Consider the following 26,078-nt stretch of genomic DNA (forward strand, 5'->3'; position numbering starts at 1 on the left):
TTGTTGAACTTCGGGTAGTGCCTCTTTTTTATCGAAAGGAATCAATCAGCTTTGATTCCTTTATTTATCAATAGATTATAATTCATATTTTTTTATTTTTTCTTTTACGATACTTAGTCCAGAAGCTAAAATCTCAAGGTTGTTTGAAGATAGGGAAATACGAACGAATGCATCCGGTTGCGCTCGCGTAGTAAAGCGTCGGGAATGATAGAGTCGGATGCCGTTAGCCAGAAAGTCATTTTCAATCCTCTTAGGATCAATCTCAGGATCAACTGGAAGAATTCGATAATAAGGAACACGATTCGTTGGTTTTTCTACTTTGAAATGAGAATCAAAAAGCTGATTAGCTCTTTTCGTAAGATTTAATTTAGTTTCTAAGATTCTATTTGCTTCATTTGAATGGAGGATTTGAGTGATGACCTCCACATCTAATCCAGAAGTTTTCACATTTATATTAAAAATTGCTTGTTCTATCTTGCTTTGGACATGTACTGGAGCTACAAGATAAGCAACTCGCAATCCAGAACAAATAAATTTTGTCATTCCAGCTAAGTAGATTGTTTGGTTAGGTAACAATTTTTGGAAAGGAGGAATGATCGTATGTTGATAATAAGTTGTTAAAAAAGAATGGATATCATCTTCGATAACCCATAGACCTTCTTTTTCAATTACTTCGGCTAATTGCTCTCGTCTTTGGTGAGAGATTTGAAACCCTATAGGATTATTGCAAGAAGGCATAAGAAAGACACCATGGATCTTCTTTTTTCTACATTCCTGAATCAATATATCAGGTCGCATTCCTTGCTCGTCAAAATCAATTGGAACGATCTCTAAATGATATAAATGAGCCAATTCAATGAAATTAGCGTACGTATATCGGTCTGTTGCTATTCTATCACCTGGAGAGAAAAGTGCAGAAAGTGTGATAGCCAATCCATTTTGAACACCGGAAACAATAGATAGAGATTCTAAGGGCGGAATGACTCCTTGAGTTTTTAACCAATTTGCTGCAGTAGTCAATTGAAAATTTGTGCCTTTGGGATCTTGGTAATTAAGCAAACCAACAAGATTTGGGTTATTACCAGTTGATTGAATAAACGGGACAACAAATTTATTACATTCTTCAAAAGAACTAACCAGACCAAAATCAATGATATGTTCGGTTACTTCATTGGTAGAGATGGTAATGGATTCAAAGACATTGGGAGAAATAAAAGTGCCACTTCCAATATTCGTATACAGCAAACCTTTCTCAATTCCGTATTTATAAGCCTTGCCAACGGTAGTAAAATTTAAATCTAAATAATCAGCTAGCTCTCTTTGGGAGGGTAACTGAGTGTTTTTCTGTAATTTATTCTTTAAAATATCTTGTTCTAATTGTTGAATCAACGATTGATAATAAGGACGCTTCAATTTTTGTTTGTCTGGCCGCCAAGTTAACGGGTAGTTGTCATAAGAATTAATAGGCATTTTCTCCACTCCTTAAAATTGTATACCATACAATTTTACCATTGATTGTATTGATTTTAGAAGTTAATCTTTTGTGAGGAGGGAATTGTCTATGAAAATTATTAATTTTGAGGAAGTAGTAGCTTCTTTTAGTTTTGAAGAAGCGATCCAAGTAATGAAAAAATGTTTCTTTGATTATGAAAGTGGTAAAATCAGCCAAAATCCTCGATTGGTGGAAATTTTACCGGACGGAAAAGACAAAAATGTGTTTGCGATGATGCCTGCCTATTTGGGAGAGAACAGATATTTTGGGACAAAAGTCATTACCGCTTTCCCGGATAATCATCAGTATCATTTACCTTCTCATTTAGGAGAGATTTTCTTGTTTGATGCTCAAAACGGACTACCCAAAGCATTGATAAACGCAAATGCAGTCACTTGGATTCGAACAGCTGCTGTATCTGCGCTAGCAACAGATTACTTAGCAGATCAGCATGCAGAAACACTTGCTTTAATTGGAGCTGGTCAACAAGCATTGTCGCATTTGGCTGCGATTTCTACCATTCGTCGCATCACTACAGTGTTTGTTTACGATATTTTAGAAGAAAGACGAAATGCTTTTATCGCTAATGCTAAAAATCAGTATCCGAAAATAACGTTTATAAATGCAATATCAGTAGAAGATGCAGTACGTTCAGCGGAAATCATTTGTACGTTGACCCCTAGTAAAGAGGCATTTCTTCAAAAAGAGTGGGTAAGGGAAGACGCACATATCAATGCTGTGGGCACGTTTACTCCTGATACAAGAGAGATAAGCACACCATTGATGGAAACTTCTCAAATCTATGTAGATGATTACTCAGCTGCCTTAACAGAAAGCGGAGACCTACTTATAGCCATGTCAGAAGGAGATTTAGAGGAATCTTGTATCGTTGGTACATTAGGCGAATTAGTTTCTGGGAAAAAAACAGTTTACAAAGGAGAATCGAGTCCGACGATTTTCGACGCAGTTGGTCTAGCTGTTGAAGATCTTTGCTGTGCAGAATATATTTATAACAAATTAGAGAGAGGGTCTTTAAAATGAACTTAGATTATTACGTAGTTGATGCATTTGCAGATGAGGTGTTCAAAGGAAATCCAGCAGCAGTCTATGTTCTAGAAGAATGGCTGCCAGAAGGTACGATGCAAAAAATTGCCATTGAAAACAATTTATCTGAAACAGCATTTACAGTGAAGAAAAATCAAGGATTTGAGCTTAGATGGTTTACGCCAGATCGAGAAATCGATCTTTGCGGTCACGCGACATTAGCAACAGCATTTGTTTTATTTAACTATTACAAAATACTTGATGAAACGATTAAATTTTCTACTCAAAGCGGTAATCTATTTGTGACAAGAATTGAAGATCATTATTACATGGATTTTCCTAGTATTATGCCAAAAAAAGTACCGATATTGTCTGAATATGAAGAAGCGATTGGGGCTAAGATTAAAGAAGCCTACTTAGCACGTGATTTATTTTTCGTATTGGAAGATGAAAAAACAGTGGCTAAATTGCAGCCAGATTTCACAAGTATCAAAAATTTTGATTTAGGAATAGGGGTCATCGTGACAGCAGAAAGTGTGCAAGAAGACTTTGTTTCTAGAACCTTCTTTCCAAAATTAACAATCAATGAAGATCCAGTATGTGGGTCAGCACATTCTAATCTTATTCCTTATTGGGCGAAAAGAATGAGTAAAACAAAATTGTCAGCTTACCAAATGTCATCAAGGGGCGGGTATCTAGAGTGTGAATTAAAAGAAGATCGTGTGATAATAGGAGGAAAAGCAGTTTTGTTTTCTAAAGGTACCTCGTTTATTTGATTTCTTTCAAATGAACTAAAAATAAATAAGTGGAGAGTGGCAGCCTTATAGCTACAATAGTTGTTAAAAAAAGACGCAAACTTTTTCAATTTAAAGAAAGTTTGCGTCTCATTTTAATTATTGGCGTTTGTTTTTTGTTCAATCAAGAGCAAAATGCCCCCTACTAACTATCCTCGGATGACTTCGATTTTATAACCATCAGGGTCAATGACAAAGTAGTAAGAAGGCGCAGTGCCAGGTAATCCTTTTAAGTCAGTAATTTCAAGACCTGCAGCTTTATGCTGTTCATGTAATTTTTCTAAATCATCAGCTGCAATAGCGATATGACCATAACCATTTCCTAAATCATAGGCACCATGATCGTAGTTATAAGTCAACTCTAATTCATAGTCATCCCCAGGAAGTGTCAAATAAACAAGTGTAAATTTGTTCTCTGGAAAATCACGACGGCGGCTTTCTTCAAAACCAAATGCCTTTTGATAAAATTCGATTGATGCTTCAAGATCTTTCACTCGAACACATGTGTGAGCCATTTTCATAGATTCATCTCTCCCTTTCCTTTTATTTAATCATAACAAAAAGAAGTAAGGAAATAGTTGATTTGTGCTTGTTCATGAGAAATTTCTCATGTAAAATGGATAGAAAATAAAACTGTTAAGGTGGAAACTATTCATGGATAAACCAATTTTTGGTGAAAAAAAGCAATTTGCTGATTATCAAACCCGTTATGCCGCATATATTGTCATAGAAAGAGATCAGCAGATTGCAGTAATCGAGGCTCCAAATGGTGCTTTTTTTCTTCCTGGCGGGGAAATTGAAGGAGATGAGACGAAAGAAGAAGCAATCGTTCGTGAGCTAATAGAAGAAATGGGGATTGCGGCAGAAATTGCTTTCTATCTGGGAGAAGCAGATGAGTACTTTTACTCGAATTATCGTGCAACTTATTACTATAATCCAGGATATTTCTTTGCTGCTGATTCTTGGAAGCGTATAGGAGAACCCACAGAAAAGACCAATAAAATCTGGTGGGTCAGTCCTCTAGAAGCACTTGAAAAATTGAAACGTGGTAGCCATCGATGGGCAGTCGAGAGATGGGTCGAAAAAAATAAAAAATAAAAACTGAAAGAAAGCGAGTAGAACAGCTTTCTCTCAGTTTTTTATTTATTACAGAATGTATTTTTTGATTGCTTCAGCTACGCCGTGTTCGTCGTTCGATGAAGTGATGACATTTGCTGCTTCTTTGACAAGAGAAACGGCATTTCCCATAGCTACTCCTAGACCAGCATATTCAATCATGGATAAGTCGTTCTCGTTATCCCCGATAGCCATGATTTCATCTTGATCAATACCAAGATGTTGTCCGAGATTTGCAACTGCCGCACCTTTACTTGCTTCTTTATTTAGTACTTCAAAGTAATAGGGTGCACTTTTGACCGTTGTGTATTTATCACGGAAAGTTTGCGGTAAACGTGCAATTGCTGCGTCTAAAATTTCTGGTTCGTCAATCATCATCATTTTGACGATGTTCATGTCTGGTGTCATTTCTTCAGGTGTTCGATATTTTAGCGGCATCTTGACTAAACTTGCTTCGTGGATCGTATAAGCGCTGATATCTCGATTAGGTGTGTAGATCGCTTTGTCATCAATCGAATGGAGATGACTGCCAACACGGCGTGCCATCACTTCGATCTCTAGAAAATCTTCATGAGTCAGACCGTGACGGGCAATGATTTTACCTGATTTTGTTTGTTGTACGAGTGCTCCATTATAAGTAATAACGTAATCATTATCTTGAAAAAGGTCCAGCTCGTTTAACTGTTCTTGGACACCTGGTAAGGGGCGACCAGTACATAAAACGATTGAGACCCCTTTTGCAACAGCAGCGGCAATCGCTTCTTTTACTTCTTTTGTTACTTCTCTTTTCTCATTTAATAAAGTACCATCGATGTCGATAGCGACTAGTTTGATAGCCATAATTTCCTCCAATATATTTCAGTTTATTTCAATCAATGCGCCATTACGGATATGGCTGGCAAATTCTTGATAAGTTTCATCAAATAAATCATAATGATCACGCAAGGATGGGTCAACCATTTCTTTTGGAAAGAAAAATCGCTCATCTCCTTGTTCTTGTCCCGCTAAAGCGGCAACAAGCTGACTAACCTGTGATAATTCTATCAAAGTTCCGTCATTTCGCAAAATCTCGATTTGCGTACGATGTCTGCCTTGTTCTGGGCGATAAAAATCATAAGGCAGATCGTAGCTAGAGTTGACAGCAGTATAATAAACAGGGTTATAGCCGACCTTTTCTACTAATAAAGTAAGTTTTTGAATCAAATTTGAATCTCGGTTGCCAGAAAAAGTGGCGGATTTCAGTGGTTTACGATTCAAAAAACGTTTAGCTAAATCATTTAAAATAGGATCAGCAGATTCAGACCATTGAGTAAAGTAAGTACCCAAGACCCCATCATCAAGTTTGAGGTATTCTTCTAAAGTAAAGCTTCCGCCAAGAAATGGCAAGAGTAGTTGAGAGTGAAGTTCAAAACTGCTGGCATCTTCTTGATACAACTCGTGCGCGCGATGAAGCAGATGCTCCAAGATCACTTCCATACCACGGGAAACAGGATGGAAGTACACTTGCACATACATTTGATATCGGCTAACGATATAATCTTCCACTGCATGCATGCCACTCATGGAAAAGGCGATCCCGCCTTCATATGGACGAATCACACGTAATATTCGGGTAAGGTCGAATGTTCCATACTCCGTTCCGGTGAAATAAGCATCCCGAAGCAAATAGTCCATTCGATCTGCATCGATCTGGCTGGAAATCATTTGGACAACTTGCGGATTAGGGTAGGTTTTTTGGATCACGCTCGCTACTTTTTCAGGAAAACCTTCTTCTACTCGGTTAAGGATCTGATACACCTCTGTTTCTGGAGAAGTGATGATCTCTACAGTGATAGCCTCGTGATTCGTATGGAAGATATGCTCGAATGTATGAGAGTAAGGACCGTGACCGACATCATGCAATAGTGCCGCACATAAAGTTACCAGCCGTTCCTGATCATCCCAGCCTCCGTTGCCTATCTTTTCTTTTGGAAAATTTCGAGAAAAGATATCGCAAATTCGTCTTGAAATCTCATAAACACCTAATGAATGGGTAAAACGGCTATGTTCTGCTCCGTGAAAAGTGAAAGAAGCAGTGCCTAATTGTTTGATTCGTCGCAGACGTTGGACTTCTTTCGAGTTGATCAAATCTAAGATTACTTGATGCTGGACATGGATATAGTTATGGACTGGGTCACGAAAAACTTTCTCCATAGGCAGCATTTGATATTTATAAGGGGTTGTCATATTGTAGCTCCTTTATGTTATTGCGTTGTTCCATTCTCTGGATTTGGTTGTTCCATTGCTCCAGCTGGATTTCTTTTTTTAGCCAGTCGGTAGAATCCAGTAAATCACTTGCAGAATACAGCTTTTCAAAAGCTTTTGCAAATGATTCTTTGACTTCTTCTACGAGAAGGGGATGGTCAAGCAGTTCTTCAAGTGTTGCCATTGTGGCAGGATCAACTGCAGGATAGCCATTTGTACCAAAGCTTTCTTTTAAAGCAGATTGATAAAATCGTTTCATGACTTGCCCGCGTTCTTCCTGATTACCGTTGACACTTAAGTACATCATAACAGAAATCCCATTTTTGATGCGACGCTGAGCGATGCCGGCAAATTTTTTGCCATGTATGCTTAAATCATAAGTTCCAGGACAATAAGAATGGGTGATTTCGAATGCTTGAATTGGTGCCTTCGGAAAGGCGTATTTAGTCAATCGAAGCATTTGCTCGTAAGCTTCATCGATGGTTATTTTTTTTTGGTCATTCTGGGGGAAAATCAAAGAAATATTCAAAATCCCTTCGTCTGATACGATTCCTAATCCACCTGAGTTTCTGATTACCGGAGCATAACCTGCATCTTTCAGTGTTTGGATCCCGTCTCTAAGAAAAGGTGTCCGAACATCTTTCATACCTAAGATGACGGTGCAGTCATATTGCCAGAAATGCAAAAAGATCTGCTGGTGTTCTTTGGAATATTCCGTTAATATATCTGTTAATGCGAAAGGGGAAAAGTCGTTTTTTTGATAAATGTGCTGATCTAGTCGAATCGCAGGGTTCATTCAACCGGCTCCTTTTTATAAATTCATATTTTCTACAATATTATACTCTAAATTCAAGGAGTTGTTTTGGAAAAAAGGTTTTCTGTAAAAATGGACAAGTTGGTTGACAAAACAAAAGAAACTAGGAACAATGTAGCTATGAGAAGTAAAGGAGAATGAAGAATGGAATTATCACAAGGAACACCGATTTCGATCAAATTGCGTACAAAAGTGAAACAACAAGGGGAAGTGCAAGATTTTTATTTTGATTTGAAAGGGCAAATGGTGACGATTGGCGATACGCTGTACATACGGTATAAAGAGATTCAGGAGGAAACAGGCGATGAAATCCCTGTAACGATCAAATTAGTTCCAGATGGTCATGTACAGCTGATCCGTGCAGGAGAAATGCGAATGCGTTTGAAATTTGGTTACAAAGAACGATTAGAAACAGCCTACCGAACACCATACGGTATGATCCAGATTGCTACCTTTACGAAAGAACTGCATGTAAGTTTGAAAGACCGTCCCACAGCAGGCAAGGTTCGAATCGATTATGATTTGTTCATGGGACTAGAAAAAATCGGCGAATATTATTTGACATTGGATTTTACAGCGTAAATATAAAAGAAAAGTTTGATTTTTTGTGTCTGATTTTGTATGATAAGGAGTAGACTGTGAAAGGACGTGTCCTGATTGGAAATTAGTGTATTTGAAGGTGCAAACAAAAGCGAATTATCAATGATCGAAGTAGCACACGCGATCTTAGAACAACGTGGCGATGTCATGGATTTTTCTGATTTAGCCAACCAAATCCAAAACTATCTTGGTAAATCAGACAGTGAAATTCGTGATTCACTCGCACAATTTTATACTGACTTGAATATTGACGGCAGCTTTATCTCATTAGGGGATAATCGTTGGGGCTTGCGTTCATGGTATGCTATCGATTCGATCGATGAAGAAGTAAACCATGGAATGGACGAAGAGGATGAAGATACTCCGCGTCGCCGTAAACGCAAGAAAGTCAACGCCTTTATCAATGATGATGAAGACGCGATCGATTACAATGACGATGACCCAGAAGATACAGATCTGACAGAAGAAGACGACGATGATCTGTTTGATGACGATGATGATGAAGATGAAGAAATCGCTGCTTATAATTCTGACTTGCAAGAAATTGGAGCAGATGACCCAACAGATGATGAAGAAGACTTGCCTGGGAATATCGAAGAAGATTTAAGTATCATAGACGAAGACGATGATGATGAAGACTATGAAGAGGAAGAATTTTCTGACTCTGAAAAAGAATAAACATCATTTACTGTAGAGGCTGTGACGGAAGTGGTCAACTTCAAGAAATTTCCACTTATTTCCGAAGAAGCTACTTCTAGAACACCGTGTATCAGAGGTTGCAACAGAGACGTTGAACCTATCGGAATAAGGAGGTGTGACATGATTTTTGTCACACCTTCTTTTTTGTATATAAAAATTCAAAGTTAATACATAAAAAATAAAATAATTGAAACTTTTAGCGTACCTTGTACGTCATATTAAGTGAGGCGGAAAGGAGTGGAGAATGATTTTTACTGGATATAAGAAAAAACGGCAGATTGAAAAATACCGTCACCTGCTGAATGGACTCATCGAAACTGATTATCAAAAAATGTTCCGTATCACGATGAATTACGTACATGATAAAGAAGAGGCCTTAGATGTGATGCAAGATAGTTTCCATAAAGCACTGAAGTATTTTGAAAAAGAAAAAGAAATCGAGCATTTTAGTGCATGGTTTTACCGGATATTGATCCGCACGGCATTAGATAGTTGGCGCAGACAAAAAAGGACCCCTGTTGACTTATTTGAAATTCAAGATATCCCGCAGCAATTACCTTTAGAAACTTCCGTTGCAGAACTCCATATGATTTTAGATAAAATAGACAGTCCGGAAAAAGAGATTCTGATCCTTTACTTTTTTGAAGGATTTCGTTTGAAAGAAATTGCGACTATCTTAGATATGAACGAAAACACAGTTAAAACAAAAATGTATCGTTCACTGAATGTTTTACGTCAAATCCTAGAATGAAGGAGAGAAGACCGCTATGTATTCTCAAAAAGAAAAGTTAAAAAAACTAAAGAAAACTTATAAAGAACAAGAAATTCCAAGAGGGCTTCAAGAGGAGATCCGCCAGCGTTTTCTTATCGAAGAGCAATCATTCATAAAAGCAAGACGGAGAAAGAGACGCCTCCAAGGTTTCGGAGTATCTTTGGCTATCGTGATGATTACAACAAGTAGTCTCCTTTTTAATAGTCAAGTTCGAAGCTTTGCAGAAGACTTACCAATTTTAGGAACAGTCATTGAATTGATCTTAGGTGAACGTTTTACTGATCAATCTGAAAAAATCGATATTCAAGTACCGAAGATCCATACTCAAAATGAGAAAGAAAACAAAACGATTCATGGATTAAACCAAAAATACTTTCACGAAGGACAAGCAGATTTTAAAAAAGCTGAAAAAGAATATGGAAATCTTGAAACGGATCATTACCAAGTTCTGGGTGATTATCAGAAAATCGTAGACGATGACCGGTTTCTTGTGATCGAAAGACAGATTACCCAAACAGCAGCGGATAGCCACGTTGAAAAAAGATACGACACAATCGACAAGAAAAACAGTGTCCAGCTCTCACTTCCGCTGTTATTCAAAGATGACACCTATCTATCTGTTTTGACAAAAGAAGTCAAGCGGCAAATGACCGAACAAGTCAAGGAAGATCCGTCTAAGTACTATTGGACTGAACAAGATATTCAAGAAGGAACGATAGAAAAACCAACACTTGTTACACCAACACGAAGTTTTTATTTGAATAAAGAGCATCAATTAGTTCTGACTTTTTCTCAATATGAAATTGCTCCTGGTTATATGGGAACACCAGAATTTGTCATTCCAAAGTCCGTGACAAAAACGATTTTGGCATCGGAAGATTATTTGGATCATTAGGCGAGAAGTAGTTGCGACTAGCAGTTTCAATTTTTTACAGTTATTTTCAAGTAAGTAATTAAGAAGAGAAAAAGAGAAAATGAGAAAGAAGAGATATAGTGAAAAGAAATTACTTAGTTATCAGTATCATTGCTTTATCCGTGCTTTTATTTTTCGAAGTCACTTCGGTCGCCTCCTTGATCAGCGAAGAGAAAGGACAAGTAACTTCTTCGGAGCGTTCGTCACAAGCTTTCAAACAATCAGAACAATCAACGAATAAAAACAAGTCGACTGAAACAGCTAGCGTCAACGAACCCACTCAAGAATCAGTGGAACCGGCACAAAGTCCATCAACTGAACCAGAACCAACACAAGAAAGTACAGAAACTGTCCAAGATCCAACTGTCAAAAGTATTGCCATCAGTTTTGATGATGGACCAGGAGCGACCACGACACCACAGCTGTTGCAAATACTTAAAGAAAAAAATGTGCATGCTACTTTTTTTGTTTTAGGAGAAAATACGGTGCAACATCCTGAAATTGTGAAGCAGACAGCTGAAGCAGGACACGAGATCGGCAATCACACGTATGATCATCAAGATCTGGCGACGCTTTCTGCCCAGTCGATCACAGAGGAAGTGACAAAAACAGACACTGAGATCAAAAAAGCCACTGGTAAAACCCCCACTTTCGTTCGTCCGCCCTATGGTTCGATCACAAGTGTAGGAGCAAGTGTTATCCAGCGACCAATCATCGAATGGTCGGTCGATTCAGAAGATTGGAAGACAAGAAATCCTGATTTGATTTTGCAGAAGATCCAAGCAACAGTATACGATGGTGCAATTATTTTATTCCATGATATTTATCCTGAAACGATTCGTGCCGTCCCTCAAGTGATCGATTATCTGCAAGAGCAAGGGTATCGCATCACGACAGTGGGGGATTTATTAGGGCATCCAACGACTGTCGAGAATTATTATGGCAGAAACGATCATCGGCCAGTCCAGTAAGTGAAAACAAGTATACTTATAATAAAAAAACTGTCCGCCAATTTTTTTGGTGGACAGTTTTCACTTGAAAAATAAGGAAGCAAACATTCGGAAGTTATGCTAAAATAGCAATAGAACGCGTCCTGAGGGAATCGAACCCTAATAGTTGTGTACACATTCAAGGTATGTCAGCATACAATAGGAGTGATATTATGTTGAAGGTTGCTATCTGCGATGATGAACCTGGCATTGCTAACTATGTAGGTAATTTGTTGCAAAATTATGATCCAGATTTATTTGAACCTTATGTATATTATGATCCGTCAAAGTTGATCAAACAAATGGATCAATTAAATTTTGATATGTATATTTTAGATATTGAATTTCCAGGAAAGAATGGAATGGAGGTAGCAGATTTTATTCGACAAAATGATTTCAATGTTCCGATTATTTTTTTAACGAGTTATCGAGAATATATGGAAAAAGTCTTTAAATTACATACGTTTGATTATATTCTGAAGCCGTTGGAACAGAACTATTTTTTTCAAGTAATTGAAAGGGCTATCAAATATTTAGGAATTTTAAATAATAAATTTGAGTTTTCCTATAGAAAAACGGATTATCGAATCGCGTTAAATGACATTTTGTTTTTTGAAAAAAATAGACGTCAAGTATTCATCAATATGACATCTCAAAACAAATATGTAGCAAATATGTCAACTTCGGAGATCATTGCCAAGTTGCCATCAACATTTGTTCAAACACATGCTTCATTTATTATAAATATGGAGCATATAAGAGAAATAGGAAAAAACTATGTTCGATTAAGCAATTGCGAAAATATCATTGAATTGCCTATAAGCAGAAAGTTTAAAGCAGACGCTCTAACAAAGATACTTATGCGAAAGAGAGATTTATTCTAATGGAAGATGCTTTACTTCGAAATATTAGTTTAATAATGTACGTTTTTTTGCTCGATTATTTTTTCTCTGGAGTGGCAGTAAAAAAAAGTAAGACTTTCTTGATAAATTTAATTATTTGTACGATTATTTTATTCAATTTCCTTTCGAATCTTTTTTTACAGTTTGAATATTTACCTTATATTAATATTTTCTTGAGTCTTTTTGTAATTGCGAGTATTGCGAAGAAATATTTTTTATCAGATAGTGAGATTTTCTTTTGGATGTTGTTTCTACTAGCAGTTAATTTCATCTGCGAATCGGTTTCAGTCAAGTTGATTCAGTTAGTAATTTTGAATCAGTTAGAAAATATAAATACTCATTATTCGATCCTATTTAGCACTAGTCTCACGTTACTTATCGAAATTTTATTTTTCTTTGGCATGCGACTATTCCTTTCGCGAAAAGAAACGCTACATAATCAAATTAATACTATATCTCTCTTAACAATGAGTTCAATTCCGATTATTTCAAGTATCATACTTTTCGGGTTTCTTATGTCAGAAGTAAACATGGCCATCAATAGAAGGATAATAGATGTTTTTATAACGATGGGAATTGTAATCATGAATATTTGTGTTTTATACCTTTATCACAGTATTTCTTTTCATCAAGCATATATCAATCGAATCTCTCTAGAGAAGAAGGCGCTTGAATCAGAAATAAAATATGTGGAGGAAATTAAAAAGAGCCAAGAGAATCTGAAACAAATTAGACACGATTTGCGAAATCATTTTTTGGTTCTATCTGGGCTGTTAGAAAATGAAGATATTTCTTCAGCTAAGAAATATCTGAGGAAGACGATGAAACAACAAGAAACGATTACTGACTTTTATACTTCGGATCCCATCTTGAATTATATTTTAAATGAAAAACTGACTATAGCAGAACAATCGGAAATTCAGGTCAATACATCGATTTTTATATCAGAAAATGTAAAAATTGATCATGATATTATAGCAATCATTGTGGGAAACCTAATGGATAATGCGATCGAAGCATGCACTCGAAATAACGGAAAAGGCAAAGATATCATCGTGATTATTAAGCAGTTTAAAAGTGATCTTTTCATAGAGATAAATAATGCTTATTTAGTCAATGAGAGATATACAAGAAAGGAAAGACAGAGTGCTGGTATAGGTATAAAAAGTATAAGATCTTTAGTCGAGAAAAATGGTGGAATCTATCATTCTTGGACTGAAGCTGATAGATACTTTGCAAGCATCGTATTGTTTGACGTTTATGAATAGAGACTACAGAATTTAAAAGTTAGTCTGTCTGGTTTTCCATTATGGAATTTAAAGTATTTCTGTTTTTTCTATGCGTTGTGTAAAGGTGATCAGTGTCATTCCAATAATCAGAGCGATAAAAACTGACAGTATAAATGTTAATATTGTGTAATTCAATGCACCTAAAACGACAATATTTGAAACACCTATAATGTTTATAACAGCAGTGATAATGGTCACTGTCTCAGATTGCATTCTAACAGCTACGATTTCAGAGAGGGTAATGATAGAACACAACAGTAGACAACAGGTGATTTTAATGAGTATAGAATGAACGAAAACAATCATACTTAAGCTTTGTGGATCGTTGAATATAGCATAAAGGAGTAATTCGAAAATAAAGGATACAATTAGTGAAAAAATCGATCCTAACAAGAATATAAGAAAAAAAGAAACATTTTTTGTAAGAAAAAGCTGACTGCGTTTTATAGGAAAAAGAAACATTCGAGCTCTTTGATTTCCAATATATAGATGAACAATCAGTTTCCTAATAAATACTGCGCCTACTATAGACAAAATACAGATTGCAAGAGTAGTGGATAGCGATATCAATCCAATGAAACTGCTAAATAACTTACCATGCTCCTCATATTTACCAATGAAGAGAAAAAATAAGAAAGCGGTTGTTTGAGTGATTAAACCTATCACAAATATTTTTGGCAGTAACTTTTTTATTTTTTTCACTTCGTATTGAAATATTTTGATCTTATGGCCCTGTTCATCCTTGGCTGCTTTTTTGTTTATCATAATAATCTCTTAATCCACCCTTCCCTTTATTTTTTATTGTTTCAAGAAGAAGAGGCTCTCTTGGCTCACCATTTTCTATAAAAATTACGGAGTGAATAAATGTTTCTAGATCTTCTAGCCCATGGCTACTTATAACGATAATTCGATCATTGATCTGAGATTTTAAACATTCTATAAAAAGCTGTACGCCATCAGGATCAAGGCCATTAAATGGTTCATCTAGTAAAATAATTTGAGGATCTGAAAGCAAGCTTATCCCCAACATAAAGCGTTGTTTCATCCCTAATGACATTTTTCTGAAAATCAAAGTGCCTGATACATTCAAAGCGACATCATTTAATAATTCTTGAAGTAAAGGTGGATCAAGCAAGTGATGATAAACAACTTGATCCCAATAAATTTCATCCAATGAAAGACTGTTTAATCCATCCAAATCAATAAAATTAGTTCCAATCATCCCTAAATCAATCATAGCAGGCGCTTGAGATAGATCATCGGTGTAGTTTATCGTCCCACTGTCAGGAATCAATAGTCCGCAAATGCATTTCAATAAAGTGGTTTTTCCAGATCCATTGGGTCCTATCAATCCGTAAATCGTGTCTGAATATAAATCGAGTTGTTCAATGTTCAGTCTGAAGTGTTCAGAGGTGGTTTTATATAATTCAGTTATTTCAATTCTTCTCAAAATCTTCAATTCCTCCGTGATAATGCTCTTAATGACAATGCGCCGGTGATGATTAACCAAATACTAACTGTTAGGATATTTTTTAGCTGAATAAATCCAGAGCCAAAAAAAGAAGTACGAATCAAATTGGCTGTTGGGACAAAAGGTAAGAAATCATATATTATTTTTGTCCATTCAGGCAGTCTATCGGCCGGATAAGTAATCGGTGAAAAAAGTAACCCGCCAATCATGATGATTTGTGTCATTAAAGACACTCCGTTAGCGGGCAGCCAGTAAGCAATACAAAATCCGATAGAAATCATCGACATTTGAGCTAAAATCAATAAAGCGACAGACAGTACAGAAAAATGAATCGCTAGACCAAATTTTAGGGATGAAGCAAGAAAAGACATCAGGATTCCTGGTAAAGAAGCGAATCCCCAGATAATAAAATCAGCAAATAGGAGATTGAATCGGGAAACGGGCAGTGTTCTTTGATAAGAAACGATTCCGTTTTGCTTAGCAGTGCTTACTATCTGTGCCGATAAGACGCACCCGACAGCAATAATCCCAAGTACTATTGCACCAGAGGATAAATAAACAGCGGTTGTATCATCCATTGTAGGAATTAAAAAAGTAAGCCCGTAAACAATTGCTAATGATAGTAGCAGTTGGGCCACTGTAAAGACTGGCAAAAGTACCTTGTATCTTATTAGACTCCATCTAAGTAAAGCGTATAATTGAAATAATCGACTATCGGAAGGGCGTGAATAGGAATCGTAGCTTTGCTTATTTTTCATTCGTTAATCCTCCGTATGTGTTTTCTAATGTTTGAGGTGATAAGCTATAGTTCGTTACTTCTCTTGATGAAATCTTTTCATTAATCCATATCATTGCATCAACTACTTGTTCTTGTGACAAAGTGATATCGTAACGTAACTCACCCTTTTGTAAGATACAGCCAATATTTCTAGGTAATTCTTGCATTTCAAATTCCTTCTCAGAGAATAGTACAAGGTGCATTTGGATCAACGTTTTTTCTAACGATTCGCGAACATACGCATCTTTAATTAAAGTTCCCTTATCAAAGAGTAGATATCTATCTGCATATTGATCTACTTCGAGTAAATTGTGAGTTACCACAATTACAATGTGTCCTTTTTGAGCCAATTTTCTTAACGAATTCCAAATGATTTTTCTTCTTATCGGATCAACATCATTTGTAGGTTCATCAAGCAGTAAGATTGGTGGAGGGGCAACAATAGACATGGCAAATGAAGTAAGCCTTTGCAATCCGCCTGATAGTTTCTGCCCTTGTACATGAGCCCATTTCGAAATTTTAAGTTCTTGCATAATCTCTATAACATGAGTCTGGGTATCAGATTTATTAAATCCTCGTATCCTTAAAATAGCTTCAATAGACTGTTGCATGGTAACCCCATCTAATGGTGCATGAAATTGGGGCATCATTGCTGCAAATTGCCTAGCCATTTTCCAGTTTTTATCTAAAAAGTGGCCTTGGAAAGTAATACTACCGGAAGTAGGTTTTGTTACGCCTATGATTTGATTTAAGAAAGTTGTTTTTCCTGCACCGTTGTGTCCAGTTACAGCAACAATTTCTCCAGGGGAAAAAACGATAGTTATATTTTTATTGGCAAAATTACTACTATTTTTATATTTTTTTGAAAGAGAATGGATACTTAAATGATTGTTCATAGTAAAATCACGTCCTAAAGTAGTTGATTGTTGGTATTAACTACACTAAAAGAATGAATATATCTGCTCCCATTCCTAGAGCGAGGATTAATTTCGAATGGCAAGTCTTGTTATCAAACAAAAAAGGATCATCCCTAACCATATTTAAAGTTAAACGTATGTCAGTTGTACTATAGACTCGAAATAGCCGAGCATTAAGATCGTCGAATCAATGTTTTATCACCAAATTCGATAAATTGATAATAAAACAAAAATACGTTCAAAAATCTAAATGATACAATTAACCAAGTAGCTGTAATATTTAACCTTATTCAAATTTTATTGTATAAACAAGATGATTTGACATGAAAATAAAGTTATTCATACAAAAGAGATGAATCAACAAAAATTAGAAGTATTAGAATATGTCCATAAGCAAAAGGGATAAAAGTCAATTATATGTACATTTTATGTTGGAGTGAATAGATTCTGGTGATTTAGTCGAATTGTGATTGATAAGTGGTTAGATGAACAGGTATAATAAGTGCGTATCTACTTTAGCATGTGGTCATGGAAGACATTCAAACATCAGCATTTCAAAAATAAAAGTGACTTGCGCAGCGTTGAGGATGGGAATTAACAGGTAGGTAAATTTTAAGAAAAGCAAAAAGACACTTTCCGTCTCTGGTAGAAAGTGTCGTGAATCCTGCTATAAAAAAATAGAACGCGTCCTGAGGGAATCGAACCCCCGTCTCAAGAACCGGAATCTTACGTGATATCCACTACACTAAGGACGCAAGCACTGGGATAATTGTAACTAAACAGATAAAAAATTACAAGGGGATTGGACAAAAAAATGAAATTTGAGCAAAATTTTTCACAAAAACAGCAGCAGACACAGAAACTAGCCATGACGCAACAGTTGCAGCAGTCCATCCAAGTTTTACAATATAACAGTGAAGAGCTGTTGGCATTCGTTGAGAACCAAGCAATGGAAAATCCATTGGTGGAAGTTGTTGAGCCGGAATGGCAGCCAGATTACATAAAAGCTTCTTCATCTTCTTATGAAGGAGAAGAGACAAATTACCTAAATCAGATTCCTGATACAAAAGGGTCTTTATTTGATTCATTGATCGAACAAGTCCATTTGAATTACCGAGATACTTTTTTGAGGAAAATCGTTCTTTATCTTGTAGAATACATCGATTTGAACGGATTTTTGACGATTAGTTTAGAGGAAGCTGGAAAAGAGATCGGAGCGACGCCTATCCAAATGCTCGATGCGTTGACACTGATCCAACAATTAGAACCAGCTGGAGTAGGTGCACGTAGTTTGCAAGAATGTCTCATGCTTCAAACGGAACGGGATGATTATGCGCCGGAACTAGCTTATATCGTTCTAGAAGAATGTTTTGAGCAATTGGTAGAGCGAAAATGGAAAGAGATTGCGCAGCGTTTTTCTGTTGATTTACACGCTGTTCAGCAAATATTCGACTATTTGCAAACATTGAGCCCAAGTCCTGGACGAATTTTCGACCGTAGTAGCGAATTGTACATTATTCCTGATGTCCGGGTATTAGTGGACGATGGAAATGTACAAGTCATCTCAAACCGAAAAAACCAGCCGAATATCCGATTCCAAGAGACCTACTTCAAGCAAATGTCACAACAAGCAGATAAAGAAACTGAAAATTATTTAAAAGAACGGAAACAGGAATTCGAATGGTTGAAGAAAACGATCCTCCAACGCGGGGATACAATTTTGCGGGTTGCTCAAGTCATTGTTTCTCGGCAAAAAGCTTTCTTTATCGACAAGGGGCGGCCAATCAAACCTCTTACGTTAAAGGAAGTTGCGACCGAGATAAATGTGCATGAATCTACGGTCAGTCGAGCAGTCAACGGGAAATATTTGGAAACAGATTTCGGTGTATTTGAGTTAAAGAAATTTTTCACTGCAAGAATCCCTACTAACGGTGCAGAACAGACAGAAGATCTTTCGGCAGATACTGCGAAGAAAAAGTTACAGGAATTAGTTGATCAGGAAGACAAAAGCAAGCCGTTGTCGGACCAGAAATTGGTTGAATTGCTGAAAAAAGATGAGATAGCGATCTCAAGACGAACAGTAGCAAAATACCGTGATTTATTAGGAATCCCGAGTTCATCAAAAAGAAAACGTTATGATAATTAATCATCCAAAAGATCAGAAAAAGTATTTTACTTTTTCTGATCTTTTTAGTTGAAAAACGAAAGCAAAACTGTTAGACTAACAGTCGTGAGGTTGAGATTTCCCTTTATTGATGTGAAATTCGAAAAGTTAATTTCTTTTTTTTATCGTATATGGGTCGTTTTAAGTCTACATTGGACGTAAAGTGTCCAACTAAGGAGATCGCTATGCTAGATGAAATAAAAATGATTGAATCTGTTGCACCAGATATTATCGAAGTGTTGCAAGAACGCTATAAAATTTTACGAAATATCTATTGGATGCAGCCGATTGGACGTCGAAGTTTATCGGAAAGTATGGGGATAACAGAACGAGTATTGCGAACAGAAACAGACCTTTTGAAAAATCTGAATTTGATCGATACCTCAAAAAGCGGTATGACGCTGACAACTAAGGGCGAAGAAGTTTATCAAAGTCTTGAAAACTTCATGGATCAGCTTTTAGGTACGCATCAAACCGAACAACAGTTGGCAGAATATTTTGGTAATCAGCGCTGTATCGTTGTTTCAGGAAACAGCGAAGAGCAAACCAAAGTGGCTGATGCATTCGGCGAAGCGCTGAGTGAAGCCTTAGACCGACTGCTTCCGGAAGGCGAGAATATCATCGCTGTGATGGGAGGAACCACCATGGCAGTTGTAGCAGAACAGTTGTCTAATCTGGAAAATAAAAAACGGCATAACCTATTTGTTCCTGCAAGAGGCGGGATTGGTGAAGCGATAACTGTACAGGCAAATTCTGTCAGTGCAAGAATGGCTGCTAAAGCAAACGGAAACCACCGTGCGCTTTATGTTCCGGAACAATTAAGTCTGGCAACTTACAATTCTTTACTCAATGAGCCATCTATCCAAGAAGTCTTAAACTTGATTAGTGAGGCGAATTGTGTTATTCATAGTATTGGGCGTGCATTACACATGGCAGCACGTCGAAAGATGACTGAAAAAGAATTAGTCATGCTGAAACAAGCAAATGCTGTAGCGGAATCCTTTGGCTACTTTTTCAATGAAAAAGGCGAAGTCGTTTATAAGGTCCCTAGAATCGGCATAGAATTGCAAGATTTGGCGAAAGTCCCGATCATCATGGCGATAGCGGGCGGAAAATCAAAAGCCAAAGCAATTCGAGCTTATATGAAAAATGCACCAAAACAAACGTGGCTCATCACTGATGAAGCTGCTGCAAACGAGATTTTAAAAGGGGTAACCCTTTAAAATAAATATTTTTTTGATTTTCATAAGGAGGAAATCTTAAATGACAGTTAAAGTAGGTATTAATGGTTTTGGACGTATTGGACGTCTAGCATTCCGTCGTATCCAAGATGTAGATGGAATCGAAGTAGTAGCAATCAACGACTTGACAGATGCTAAAATGTTGGCACACTTGTTAAAATACGACACAACTCAAGGACGTTTCAACGGAACAGTTGAAGTTCATGAAGGTTCATTCAACGTAAACGGAAAAGAAGTTAAAGTATTAGCTAACCGCAACCCAGAAGAATTACCATGGGGCGAACTAGGCGTAGATATCGTTCTAGAATGTACTGGTTTCTTCACTTCTAAATCAGCAGCTGAAAAACATTTAACAGCTGGTGCTAAACGCGTTGTTATCTCTGCTCCTGGCGGAAACGATGTTCCAACAATCGTTTATAACACAAACCACGAAACATTAACTGGTAAAGAAACAGTTATCTCAGGTGCTTCATGTACAACTAACTGTTTAGCTCCTATGGCTAAAACATTGAACGACAAATTTGGTGTTGTTGAAGGATTAATGACAACTATCCACGCTTACACAGGTGACCAAATGACTCTAGACGGACCTCATCCTAAAGGTGACTTCCGCCGTGCACGCGCTGCTGCTGCAAACATCGTTCCTAACTCAACAGGTGCTGCTAAAGCTATCGGTTTAGTAATCCCTGAATTGAACGGTAAATTAGACGGAGCTGCTCAACGTGTTCCTGTACCAACAGGTTCATTAACAGAATTAGTAACAGTTCTTGAAAAAGAAGTAACTGTTGACGAAATCAACGCAGCAATGAAAGAAGCTTCAAACGAATCTTATGGATACAATACAGACGAAATCGTTTCTTCAGATATCGTTGGTATGACTTACGGTTCATTATTTGATGCTACACAAACTAAAGTAATGACAGTTGGCGACAAACAATTAGTTAAAACTGTTGCTTGGTACGACAACGAAATGTCATACACTGCACAATTAGTACGTACTTTAGAATACTTCGCTAACTTATAAGATAGACAAACGTACAAGTGTAAATGATAGACATGTACATTTAAAAGCGGGGAAGCAATCGCGCTTCTTCCGCTTTTTTTGATAATAAGTTTATTCAGGAGGAAATAAAATGGCTAAGAAAACAGTGAAAGATATCGATTTAAAAGACAAAAAAGTTCTTGTCCGTGTTGACTTCAATGTTCCTTTGAAAGACGGCGTGATCACTGACGATACTCGTATCAAAGCAGCATTGCCAACAATCAACTACGTTTTAGAACAAGGCGGAAAAGCAATCCTTTTCTCTCACCTTGGACGTGTAAAAACAGAAGAAGATAAAGAAGGAAAATCTTTAGCTCCAGTTGCAAAACGTCTAGGCGAATTATTAGGTAAAGAAGTAACATTCGTACCTGAAACTCGCGGAGAACAATTAGAAGAAGCAATCCGCAACATGAAAGATGGCGACGTTGTCGTATTTGAAAACACACGTTTTGAAGATGTTGACGGTAAAAAAGAAAGCAAAAACGATACAGAGCTAGGTAAATACTGGGCTTCATTAGGTGATGTATTTGTTAACGATGCTTTCGGTACAGCTCACCGTGCGCATGCTTCTAACGTAGGTATCGCTTCAACTGGTATCCCAACAGTTGCTGGATTCTTGATGGAAAAAGAAATCAAGTTCATCGGTGAAGCAGTAGAAGAACCAAAACGCCCAATGATCGCAATCCTTGGTGGCGCAAAAGTTTCTGATAAAATCGGCGTAATCGAAAACTTGATTCCTAAAGCAGATAAAATCTTGATTGGTGGCGGAATGACTTACACATTCTACGAAGCAAAAGGAATCAAGATCGGTAACTCTCTAGTAGAAGCTGACAAAGTAGCACTAGCAAAAGAATTGATCGAAAAAGCAGGCGACAAACTTGTCTTGCCAATCGACAATGTCTGTGCACCAGAATTTTCAAATGATGTAGAAACACAAGTAATCGAAGGAGACATTCCTGACGGTTTGATGGCTTTAGACATCGGCCCAGCATCAGTAAAATTATTTGCTGATACATTACAAGGTGCAAAAACAGTTGTTTGGAACGGACCTATGGGTGTATTTGAAATGAGTAACTTTGCTAAAGGTACAATCGGTGTTTGTGAAGCAATCGCTAACTTAGAAGGCGCAACAACAATCATCGGTGGCGGAGACTCAGCTGCAGCAGCAGAACAATTAGGTTTTGCTGACAAATTCACACACATCTCAACAGGTGGCGGCGCAAGCTTGGAATTGCTTGAAGGTAAAGAATTACCAGGACTAGCAGCAATCAACGATAAATAAACAGCCAAGTTTGCTCTATTCTGACGAGTAATCGATCAAAAGGTGAAGGGAGTTTTCATGACTCCCTAGCCATTTTTCAATAAATTAAGGAGTGTGTTCCTCAATGCGTAAACCTATTATCGCAGGTAACTGGAAAATGAACAAAACTGCATCAGAAGCAAAAGAATTTGCTGAAGCAGTAAAAAACAAAATCCCTTCAAATGACAAGGTTGATTCAGTCATCGGATCTCCTGCATTATTCTTACAAGAATTAATGACATCAGCTGAAGGTACAGAACTAAAAATCTCAGCACAAAACTGCTACTGGGAAAACTCAGGTGCGTTCACTGGTGAAACTTCACCAGCAGCTCTTGCTGATCTAGGTGTTCACTATGTGATCATCGGACATTCAGAACGTCGTGAATATTTCCATGAAACAGACGAAGACATCAATAAAAAAGCAAAAGCTATCTTTGCAAACGGTATGACACCAATCTTATGCTGTGGCGAATCTTTAGAAACATATGAAGCAGGCAAAACTGCTGAATGGATCGAAGGACAAATTACAGCTGGTTTAGCTGATCTTTCAGCTGAGCAAGTGTCAAACATGGTGATTGCTTATGAACCAATCTGGGCAATCGGTACTGGTAAATCAGCTGACGCACAAATCGCTGACGAAATTTGTGGTGTTGTACGTCAAACAGTTGAAAAACTTTATGGAAAAGAAGTATCAGAAGCTGTTCGTATCCAATACGGCGGTTCTGTAAAACCAGAAAATATTGCTGAATACATGGCAAAAGAAAATGTTGACGGTGCTTTAGTCGGCGGCGCAAGCTTGCAAGCAGATTCATTCTTGTCATTGTTAGACGCTGTAAAATAATTGGTGAAAATTTGCGAAAAATGCAAGAAATGTTTGCACTAATGAGCAAAATTAACTAAAATCGTATATGAGGGAAATCCCTTAGGAAAAAACAAACTCAAAGGAGAGACAAAACATGTCAATTATTACTGATGTTTACGCTCGCGAGATCTTAGACTCACGTGGTAACCCAACAATCGAAGTAGAAGTATACACAGAAAGCGGAGCTTTTGGCCGCGGAATGGTTCCTTCAGGTGCTTCAACTGGTGAATACGAAGCAGTTGAATTACGTGACGGAGACAAAGCTCGTTATGGCGGTAAAGGTGTAACTAAAGCTGTCGACAACGTAAACAACATCATTGCTGAAGCAATCATTGGCTACGATGTTCGTGACCAAATGGCTATCGACAAAGCTATGATCGCTTTAGACGGAACTCCTAACAAAGGTAAATTAGGTGCGAACGCTATTTTAGGTGTTTCTATCGCTGTTGCACGTGCAGCTGCTGACTACCTAGAAGTACCTTTATACCACTACCTAGGCGGATTCAACACGAAAGTATTGCCAACACCAATGATGAACATCATCAACGGCGGATCACATGCTGATAACTCAATCGACTTCCAAGAGTTCATGATCATGCCTGTTGGCGCTCCAACATTCAAAGAAGCTCTACGTATGGGTGCTGAAGTATTCCACGCATTAGCTTCAATCTTGAAAGCTCGCGGATTAGCAACTTCTGTTGGTGACGAAGGTGGATTTGCTCCAAACCTTGGTTCAAACGAAGAAGGGTTCGAAGTAATCATCGAAGCAATCGAAAAAGCTGGCTATGTACCTGGTAAAGACGTTGTTCTTGCTATGGATGCTGCTTCTTCAGAATTCTACGACAAAGAAAAAGGCGTTTACGTACTAGCTGACTCAGGCGAAGGCGAAAAAACAACTGACGAAATGATCAAATTCTACGAAGAATTAGTTTCTAAATATCCAATCATCTCAATCGAAGACGGATTAGACGAAAACGACTGGGACGGATTCAAGAAATTAACTGACGTATTAGGCGACAAAGTTCAATTAGTTGGTGACGACTTGTTCGTAACAAACACTCAAAAATTATCTGAAGGTATCGAAAAAGGAATTGCTAACTCAATCCTTATCAAAGTGAACCAAATCGGTACATTAACAGAAACTTTCGAAGCTATCGAAATGGCTAAAGAAGCTGGCTACACAGCAGTTGTATCTCACCGTTCTGGTGAAACAGAAGATTCAACAATCTCTGATATCGCTGTTGCAACAAACGCTGGTCAAATCAAAACAGGTTCTCTATCACGTACTGACCGTATTGCTAAATACAATCAATTACTACGTATCGAAGACCAACTTGGTGAAGTTGCAGAATACAAAGGTTTGAAATCTTTCTACAACTTGAAAAACAAATAATTCTTTTCTAATGAAGATACATGATCGACCTATTGAAAGATAGACGAGCATGATCACTTAGTTAAGTAATCAGACTCTCTACCTGCTGATTTCAGCAAGTAGAGAGTTTTTTTGTTGTGAAAATCATTTGATGAATAAATCTCTTTTTTAAGAACAGAAAAATCGGGAGAGTACATAAATTAGTATAATAACAATTGTTTATTTATAAATATCATATAAAACCTATTATATAAATATCCATATTTATTAAAAATAACTCATAATTTTATTTTTGTAACTGGCTTCTGTATATAATATTTACAAATATCGATACGAGACAATAGTATCGAAAAAAATCAGTTATCAAGAGATAACATCGTATAGGACCTTTTAAGGACAGAACAATAAGAGAGGAGGAAGCAGTCTTCGTTTCATTCATATCCTTTTACGCTCGGATAGGATGATTCTCTTCAAAAAGGGGATGGCAATCTTCCTCTTTCGATAAAAATCATTTGAACAGGGAGACAGAAAAATGAAAAAATTTTAGATAATTACAATGATAAAAATTATAAATATGGGATAACTACAAATATTTTTGGGATGGATCCGACTTACTGTTCTAAAATCGTCTGGCAAGCTTATTGGTATGCTTCAGCTGCTGTGCAAGTAGGAGGAATGTATCAGCCGCTTATTGCTTTGCCATACGATCTTCCTGATTATTTTGATGAAAGAGCGATCCATATCTTAACATGGGAGAATTGATGATGAGAAGGAGGATTTCTAAAAAAAGAAATTACTGTTCTAAGATTTTTATTTCGATAGTTTTACTGTTAGGTGGTACATGGCTCTATCAATTTCCAATCAAGAAACATATAGCTACACGAGCACTGTATCAATTATTAGAGGAGGAATACCAATTAACCGATTATGATATTTTTATTTCAAGAGTGGTGAAGGATACGAAAAGTGGTAGAGGCGGTGTCAGTATTTTTTTCATGGTAAGGAATAGTTTGTATGAATATGAGTATGACTACTCTCTTGAAGAAAATAATTGGCTACGTGGTTATTACGTAAGGAGGGGTAATTATAGATCATGTGATACTCTTATTTTCAATGATGAGGAATAAAATGATTTGACTACAGAAGAACAGTTCAACAAAGTAGCTTCTCTTGTTTTTTTACTTGGTTGGATTTACTAGCGTAGAGGCAAGAATTGGAACGCCATTTACTTGGAAAAGGGGAATGTGACGCTGCTTTTGTCAC

The 26,078-nt window shown here is 37.1% G+C and carries 27 protein-coding genes and 1 tRNA gene; 18 read left to right on the top strand and 10 right to left on the bottom strand.

What is annotated here, in order from left to right:
* Positions 1-75: 75 nt before the first annotated feature.
* The gene (locus A5816_RS01460; protein WP_086310531.1) at positions 76-1,470 is read right to left on the bottom strand and encodes a PLP-dependent aminotransferase family protein; all 1,395 of its coding nucleotides are present in this window, start codon (positions 1,468-1,470) and stop codon (positions 76-78) included.
* Between the two features lie 91 nt (positions 1,471-1,561).
* Between A5816_RS01460 and A5816_RS01465 the strand changes: the two genes are divergently transcribed.
* Both A5816_RS01465 and A5816_RS01470 read left to right on the top strand, forming a co-directional pair.
* Positions 1,562-2,533: an ornithine cyclodeaminase family protein gene (locus tag A5816_RS01465; RefSeq protein ID WP_002400584.1), complete on the top strand. Its 972-nt coding sequence runs from the start codon at positions 1,562-1,564 to the stop codon at positions 2,531-2,533.
* Positions 2,530-3,312 carry a PhzF family phenazine biosynthesis protein gene (locus A5816_RS01470; RefSeq protein ID WP_002400583.1) on the top strand — a complete coding sequence of 261 codons (783 nt, stop codon included), beginning with the start codon at positions 2,530-2,532 and terminating at the stop codon, positions 3,310-3,312. The genes A5816_RS01465 and A5816_RS01470 overlap by 4 nt, the downstream gene beginning before the upstream one ends.
* Positions 3,313-3,479: 167 nt before the next feature.
* Here the strand turns inward: A5816_RS01470 and A5816_RS01475 are convergent, their stop codons facing one another.
* Positions 3,480-3,851: a VOC family protein gene (locus tag A5816_RS01475; RefSeq protein WP_002308538.1), complete on the bottom strand. Its 372-nt coding sequence runs from the start codon at positions 3,849-3,851 to the stop codon at positions 3,480-3,482.
* Between the two features lie 133 nt (positions 3,852-3,984).
* On the opposite strand from A5816_RS01475, the gene A5816_RS01480 reads away from it, so the two are divergent.
* Positions 3,985-4,428, top strand: coding sequence for an NUDIX hydrolase (locus A5816_RS01480; protein WP_086310532.1), 444 nt, complete (start codon positions 3,985-3,987; stop codon positions 4,426-4,428).
* A 48-nt stretch (positions 4,429-4,476) separates the two neighbouring features.
* On the opposite strand, the gene yidA is transcribed toward A5816_RS01480, so the two are convergent.
* From yidA to A5816_RS01495, 3 genes are read right to left on the bottom strand one after another with little or no spacing between them, the layout of a single operon-like run.
* The gene (gene yidA / locus A5816_RS01485; protein WP_086310533.1) at positions 4,477-5,286 is read right to left on the bottom strand and encodes a sugar-phosphatase; all 810 of its coding nucleotides are present in this window, start codon (positions 5,284-5,286) and stop codon (positions 4,477-4,479) included.
* An 18-nt stretch (positions 5,287-5,304) separates the two neighbouring features.
* Positions 5,305-6,672, bottom strand: a complete 1,368-nt coding sequence (locus A5816_RS01490) for an HD domain-containing protein (RefSeq protein WP_086310534.1) — start codon at positions 6,670-6,672, stop codon at positions 5,305-5,307.
* Positions 6,656-7,486: a lipoate--protein ligase family protein gene (locus A5816_RS01495; RefSeq protein WP_086310535.1), complete on the bottom strand. Its 831-nt coding sequence runs from the start codon at positions 7,484-7,486 to the stop codon at positions 6,656-6,658. Before A5816_RS01495 ends, A5816_RS01490 begins: the two co-directional genes overlap by 17 nt.
* 162 nt (positions 7,487-7,648) lie before the next feature.
* Here A5816_RS01495 and A5816_RS01500 point away from each other — a divergent pair, with 162 nt between their 5' ends.
* From A5816_RS01500 to A5816_RS16460, 7 genes are all read left to right on the top strand, one after another.
* Entirely contained in the window at positions 7,649-8,086 is a 438-nt protein-coding gene (locus A5816_RS01500; RefSeq protein WP_002334869.1) for a DUF1934 domain-containing protein, read from the top strand.
* A 75-nt stretch (positions 8,087-8,161) separates the two neighbouring features.
* On the top strand, positions 8,162-8,782 hold the full coding sequence (gene rpoE, locus A5816_RS01505) for a DNA-directed RNA polymerase subunit delta (protein WP_002292825.1): 621 nt from the start codon (positions 8,162-8,164) through the stop codon (positions 8,780-8,782).
* A 265-nt stretch (positions 8,783-9,047) separates the two neighbouring features.
* Entirely contained in the window at positions 9,048-9,554 is a 507-nt protein-coding gene (locus A5816_RS01515) for an RNA polymerase sigma factor (RefSeq protein WP_002292824.1), read from the top strand.
* Between the two features lie 16 nt (positions 9,555-9,570).
* Complete coding sequence (locus A5816_RS01520) at positions 9,571-10,470, top strand: RsiV family protein (RefSeq protein ID WP_086310536.1); 900 nt, start codon at positions 9,571-9,573, stop codon at positions 10,468-10,470.
* A gap of 98 nt (positions 10,471-10,568) precedes the next feature.
* Positions 10,569-11,459 (top strand): polysaccharide deacetylase family protein, encoded by an 891-nt coding sequence (locus A5816_RS01525; protein ID WP_086310537.1) that lies wholly within the window; start codon positions 10,569-10,571, stop codon positions 11,457-11,459.
* A gap of 191 nt (positions 11,460-11,650) precedes the next feature.
* Positions 11,651-12,361, top strand: a complete 711-nt coding sequence (locus tag A5816_RS01530) for a LytTR family DNA-binding domain-containing protein (protein ID WP_029682523.1) — start codon at positions 11,651-11,653, stop codon at positions 12,359-12,361.
* A 548-nt stretch (positions 12,362-12,909) separates the two neighbouring features.
* On the top strand, positions 12,910-13,647 hold the full coding sequence (locus A5816_RS16460) for a sensor histidine kinase (protein WP_228550338.1): 738 nt from the start codon (positions 12,910-12,912) through the stop codon (positions 13,645-13,647).
* A gap of 48 nt (positions 13,648-13,695) precedes the next feature.
* On the opposite strand, the gene A5816_RS16465 is transcribed toward A5816_RS16460, so the two are convergent.
* The 5 genes from A5816_RS16465 to A5816_RS01560 form a co-directional block, all read right to left on the bottom strand.
* A complete protein-coding gene (locus A5816_RS16465) occupies positions 13,696-14,433 on the bottom strand; it encodes a hypothetical protein (protein ID WP_002400576.1) in 738 nt (245 codons plus the stop codon).
* A complete protein-coding gene (locus A5816_RS01545; protein WP_010732120.1) occupies positions 14,405-15,118 on the bottom strand; it encodes an ATP-binding cassette domain-containing protein in 714 nt (237 codons plus the stop codon). Before A5816_RS01545 ends, A5816_RS16465 begins: the two co-directional genes overlap by 29 nt.
* A 5-nt stretch (positions 15,119-15,123) precedes the next feature.
* Positions 15,124-15,897 (bottom strand): ABC transporter permease, encoded by a 774-nt coding sequence (locus A5816_RS01550; RefSeq protein WP_086310538.1) that lies wholly within the window; start codon positions 15,895-15,897, stop codon positions 15,124-15,126.
* The gene (locus A5816_RS01555; protein ID WP_002308564.1) at positions 15,887-16,813 is read right to left on the bottom strand and encodes an ABC transporter ATP-binding protein; all 927 of its coding nucleotides are present in this window, start codon (positions 16,811-16,813) and stop codon (positions 15,887-15,889) included. Before A5816_RS01555 ends, A5816_RS01550 begins: the two co-directional genes overlap by 11 nt.
* Before the next feature lie 704 nt (positions 16,814-17,517).
* Positions 17,518-17,589 (bottom strand) — tRNA-Arg (locus A5816_RS01560).
* A 59-nt stretch (positions 17,590-17,648) separates the two neighbouring features.
* Between A5816_RS01560 and rpoN the strand changes: the two genes are divergently transcribed.
* The 8 genes from rpoN (at position 17,649) to A5816_RS01595 (ending at position 25,942) form a co-directional block, all read left to right on the top strand.
* On the top strand, positions 17,649-18,980 hold the full coding sequence (gene rpoN / locus A5816_RS01565; protein ID WP_086310539.1) for an RNA polymerase factor sigma-54: 1,332 nt from the start codon (positions 17,649-17,651) through the stop codon (positions 18,978-18,980).
* Between the two features lie 149 nt (positions 18,981-19,129).
* Positions 19,130-20,221, top strand: coding sequence for a sugar-binding transcriptional regulator (locus A5816_RS01570; protein ID WP_016628649.1), 1,092 nt, complete (start codon positions 19,130-19,132; stop codon positions 20,219-20,221).
* Between the two features lie 40 nt (positions 20,222-20,261).
* On the top strand, positions 20,262-21,263 hold the full coding sequence (gene gap / locus A5816_RS01575) for a type I glyceraldehyde-3-phosphate dehydrogenase (protein ID WP_002292818.1): 1,002 nt from the start codon (positions 20,262-20,264) through the stop codon (positions 21,261-21,263).
* Positions 21,264-21,372: 109 nt separating this feature from the next.
* Positions 21,373-22,563 (top strand): phosphoglycerate kinase, encoded by a 1,191-nt coding sequence (gene pgk, locus A5816_RS01580; protein WP_010732134.1) that lies wholly within the window; start codon positions 21,373-21,375, stop codon positions 22,561-22,563.
* Positions 22,564-22,666: 103 nt separating this feature from the next.
* Positions 22,667-23,422 carry a triose-phosphate isomerase gene (tpiA, locus tag A5816_RS01585; protein WP_002292815.1) on the top strand — a complete coding sequence of 252 codons (756 nt, stop codon included), beginning with the start codon at positions 22,667-22,669 and terminating at the stop codon, positions 23,420-23,422.
* Positions 23,423-23,537: 115 nt separating this feature from the next.
* Entirely contained in the window at positions 23,538-24,836 is a 1,299-nt protein-coding gene (eno, locus tag A5816_RS01590; RefSeq protein WP_002292812.1) for a phosphopyruvate hydratase, read from the top strand.
* 579 nt (positions 24,837-25,415) lie between these two features.
* A complete protein-coding gene (locus A5816_RS16160; RefSeq protein ID WP_002292811.1) occupies positions 25,416-25,577 on the top strand; it encodes a hypothetical protein in 162 nt (53 codons plus the stop codon).
* Positions 25,577-25,942 (top strand): hypothetical protein, encoded by a 366-nt coding sequence (locus tag A5816_RS01595; RefSeq protein WP_002320278.1) that lies wholly within the window; start codon positions 25,577-25,579, stop codon positions 25,940-25,942. The genes A5816_RS16160 and A5816_RS01595 overlap by 1 nt, the downstream gene beginning before the upstream one ends.
* The last annotated feature ends 136 nt before the right edge of the window (positions 25,943-26,078 follow it).

The organism is Enterococcus sp. 3G1_DIV0629 (assembly GCF_002141285.1).
Classification (GTDB): Bacteria; Bacillota; Bacilli; order Lactobacillales; family Enterococcaceae; genus Enterococcus_B; species Enterococcus_B lactis.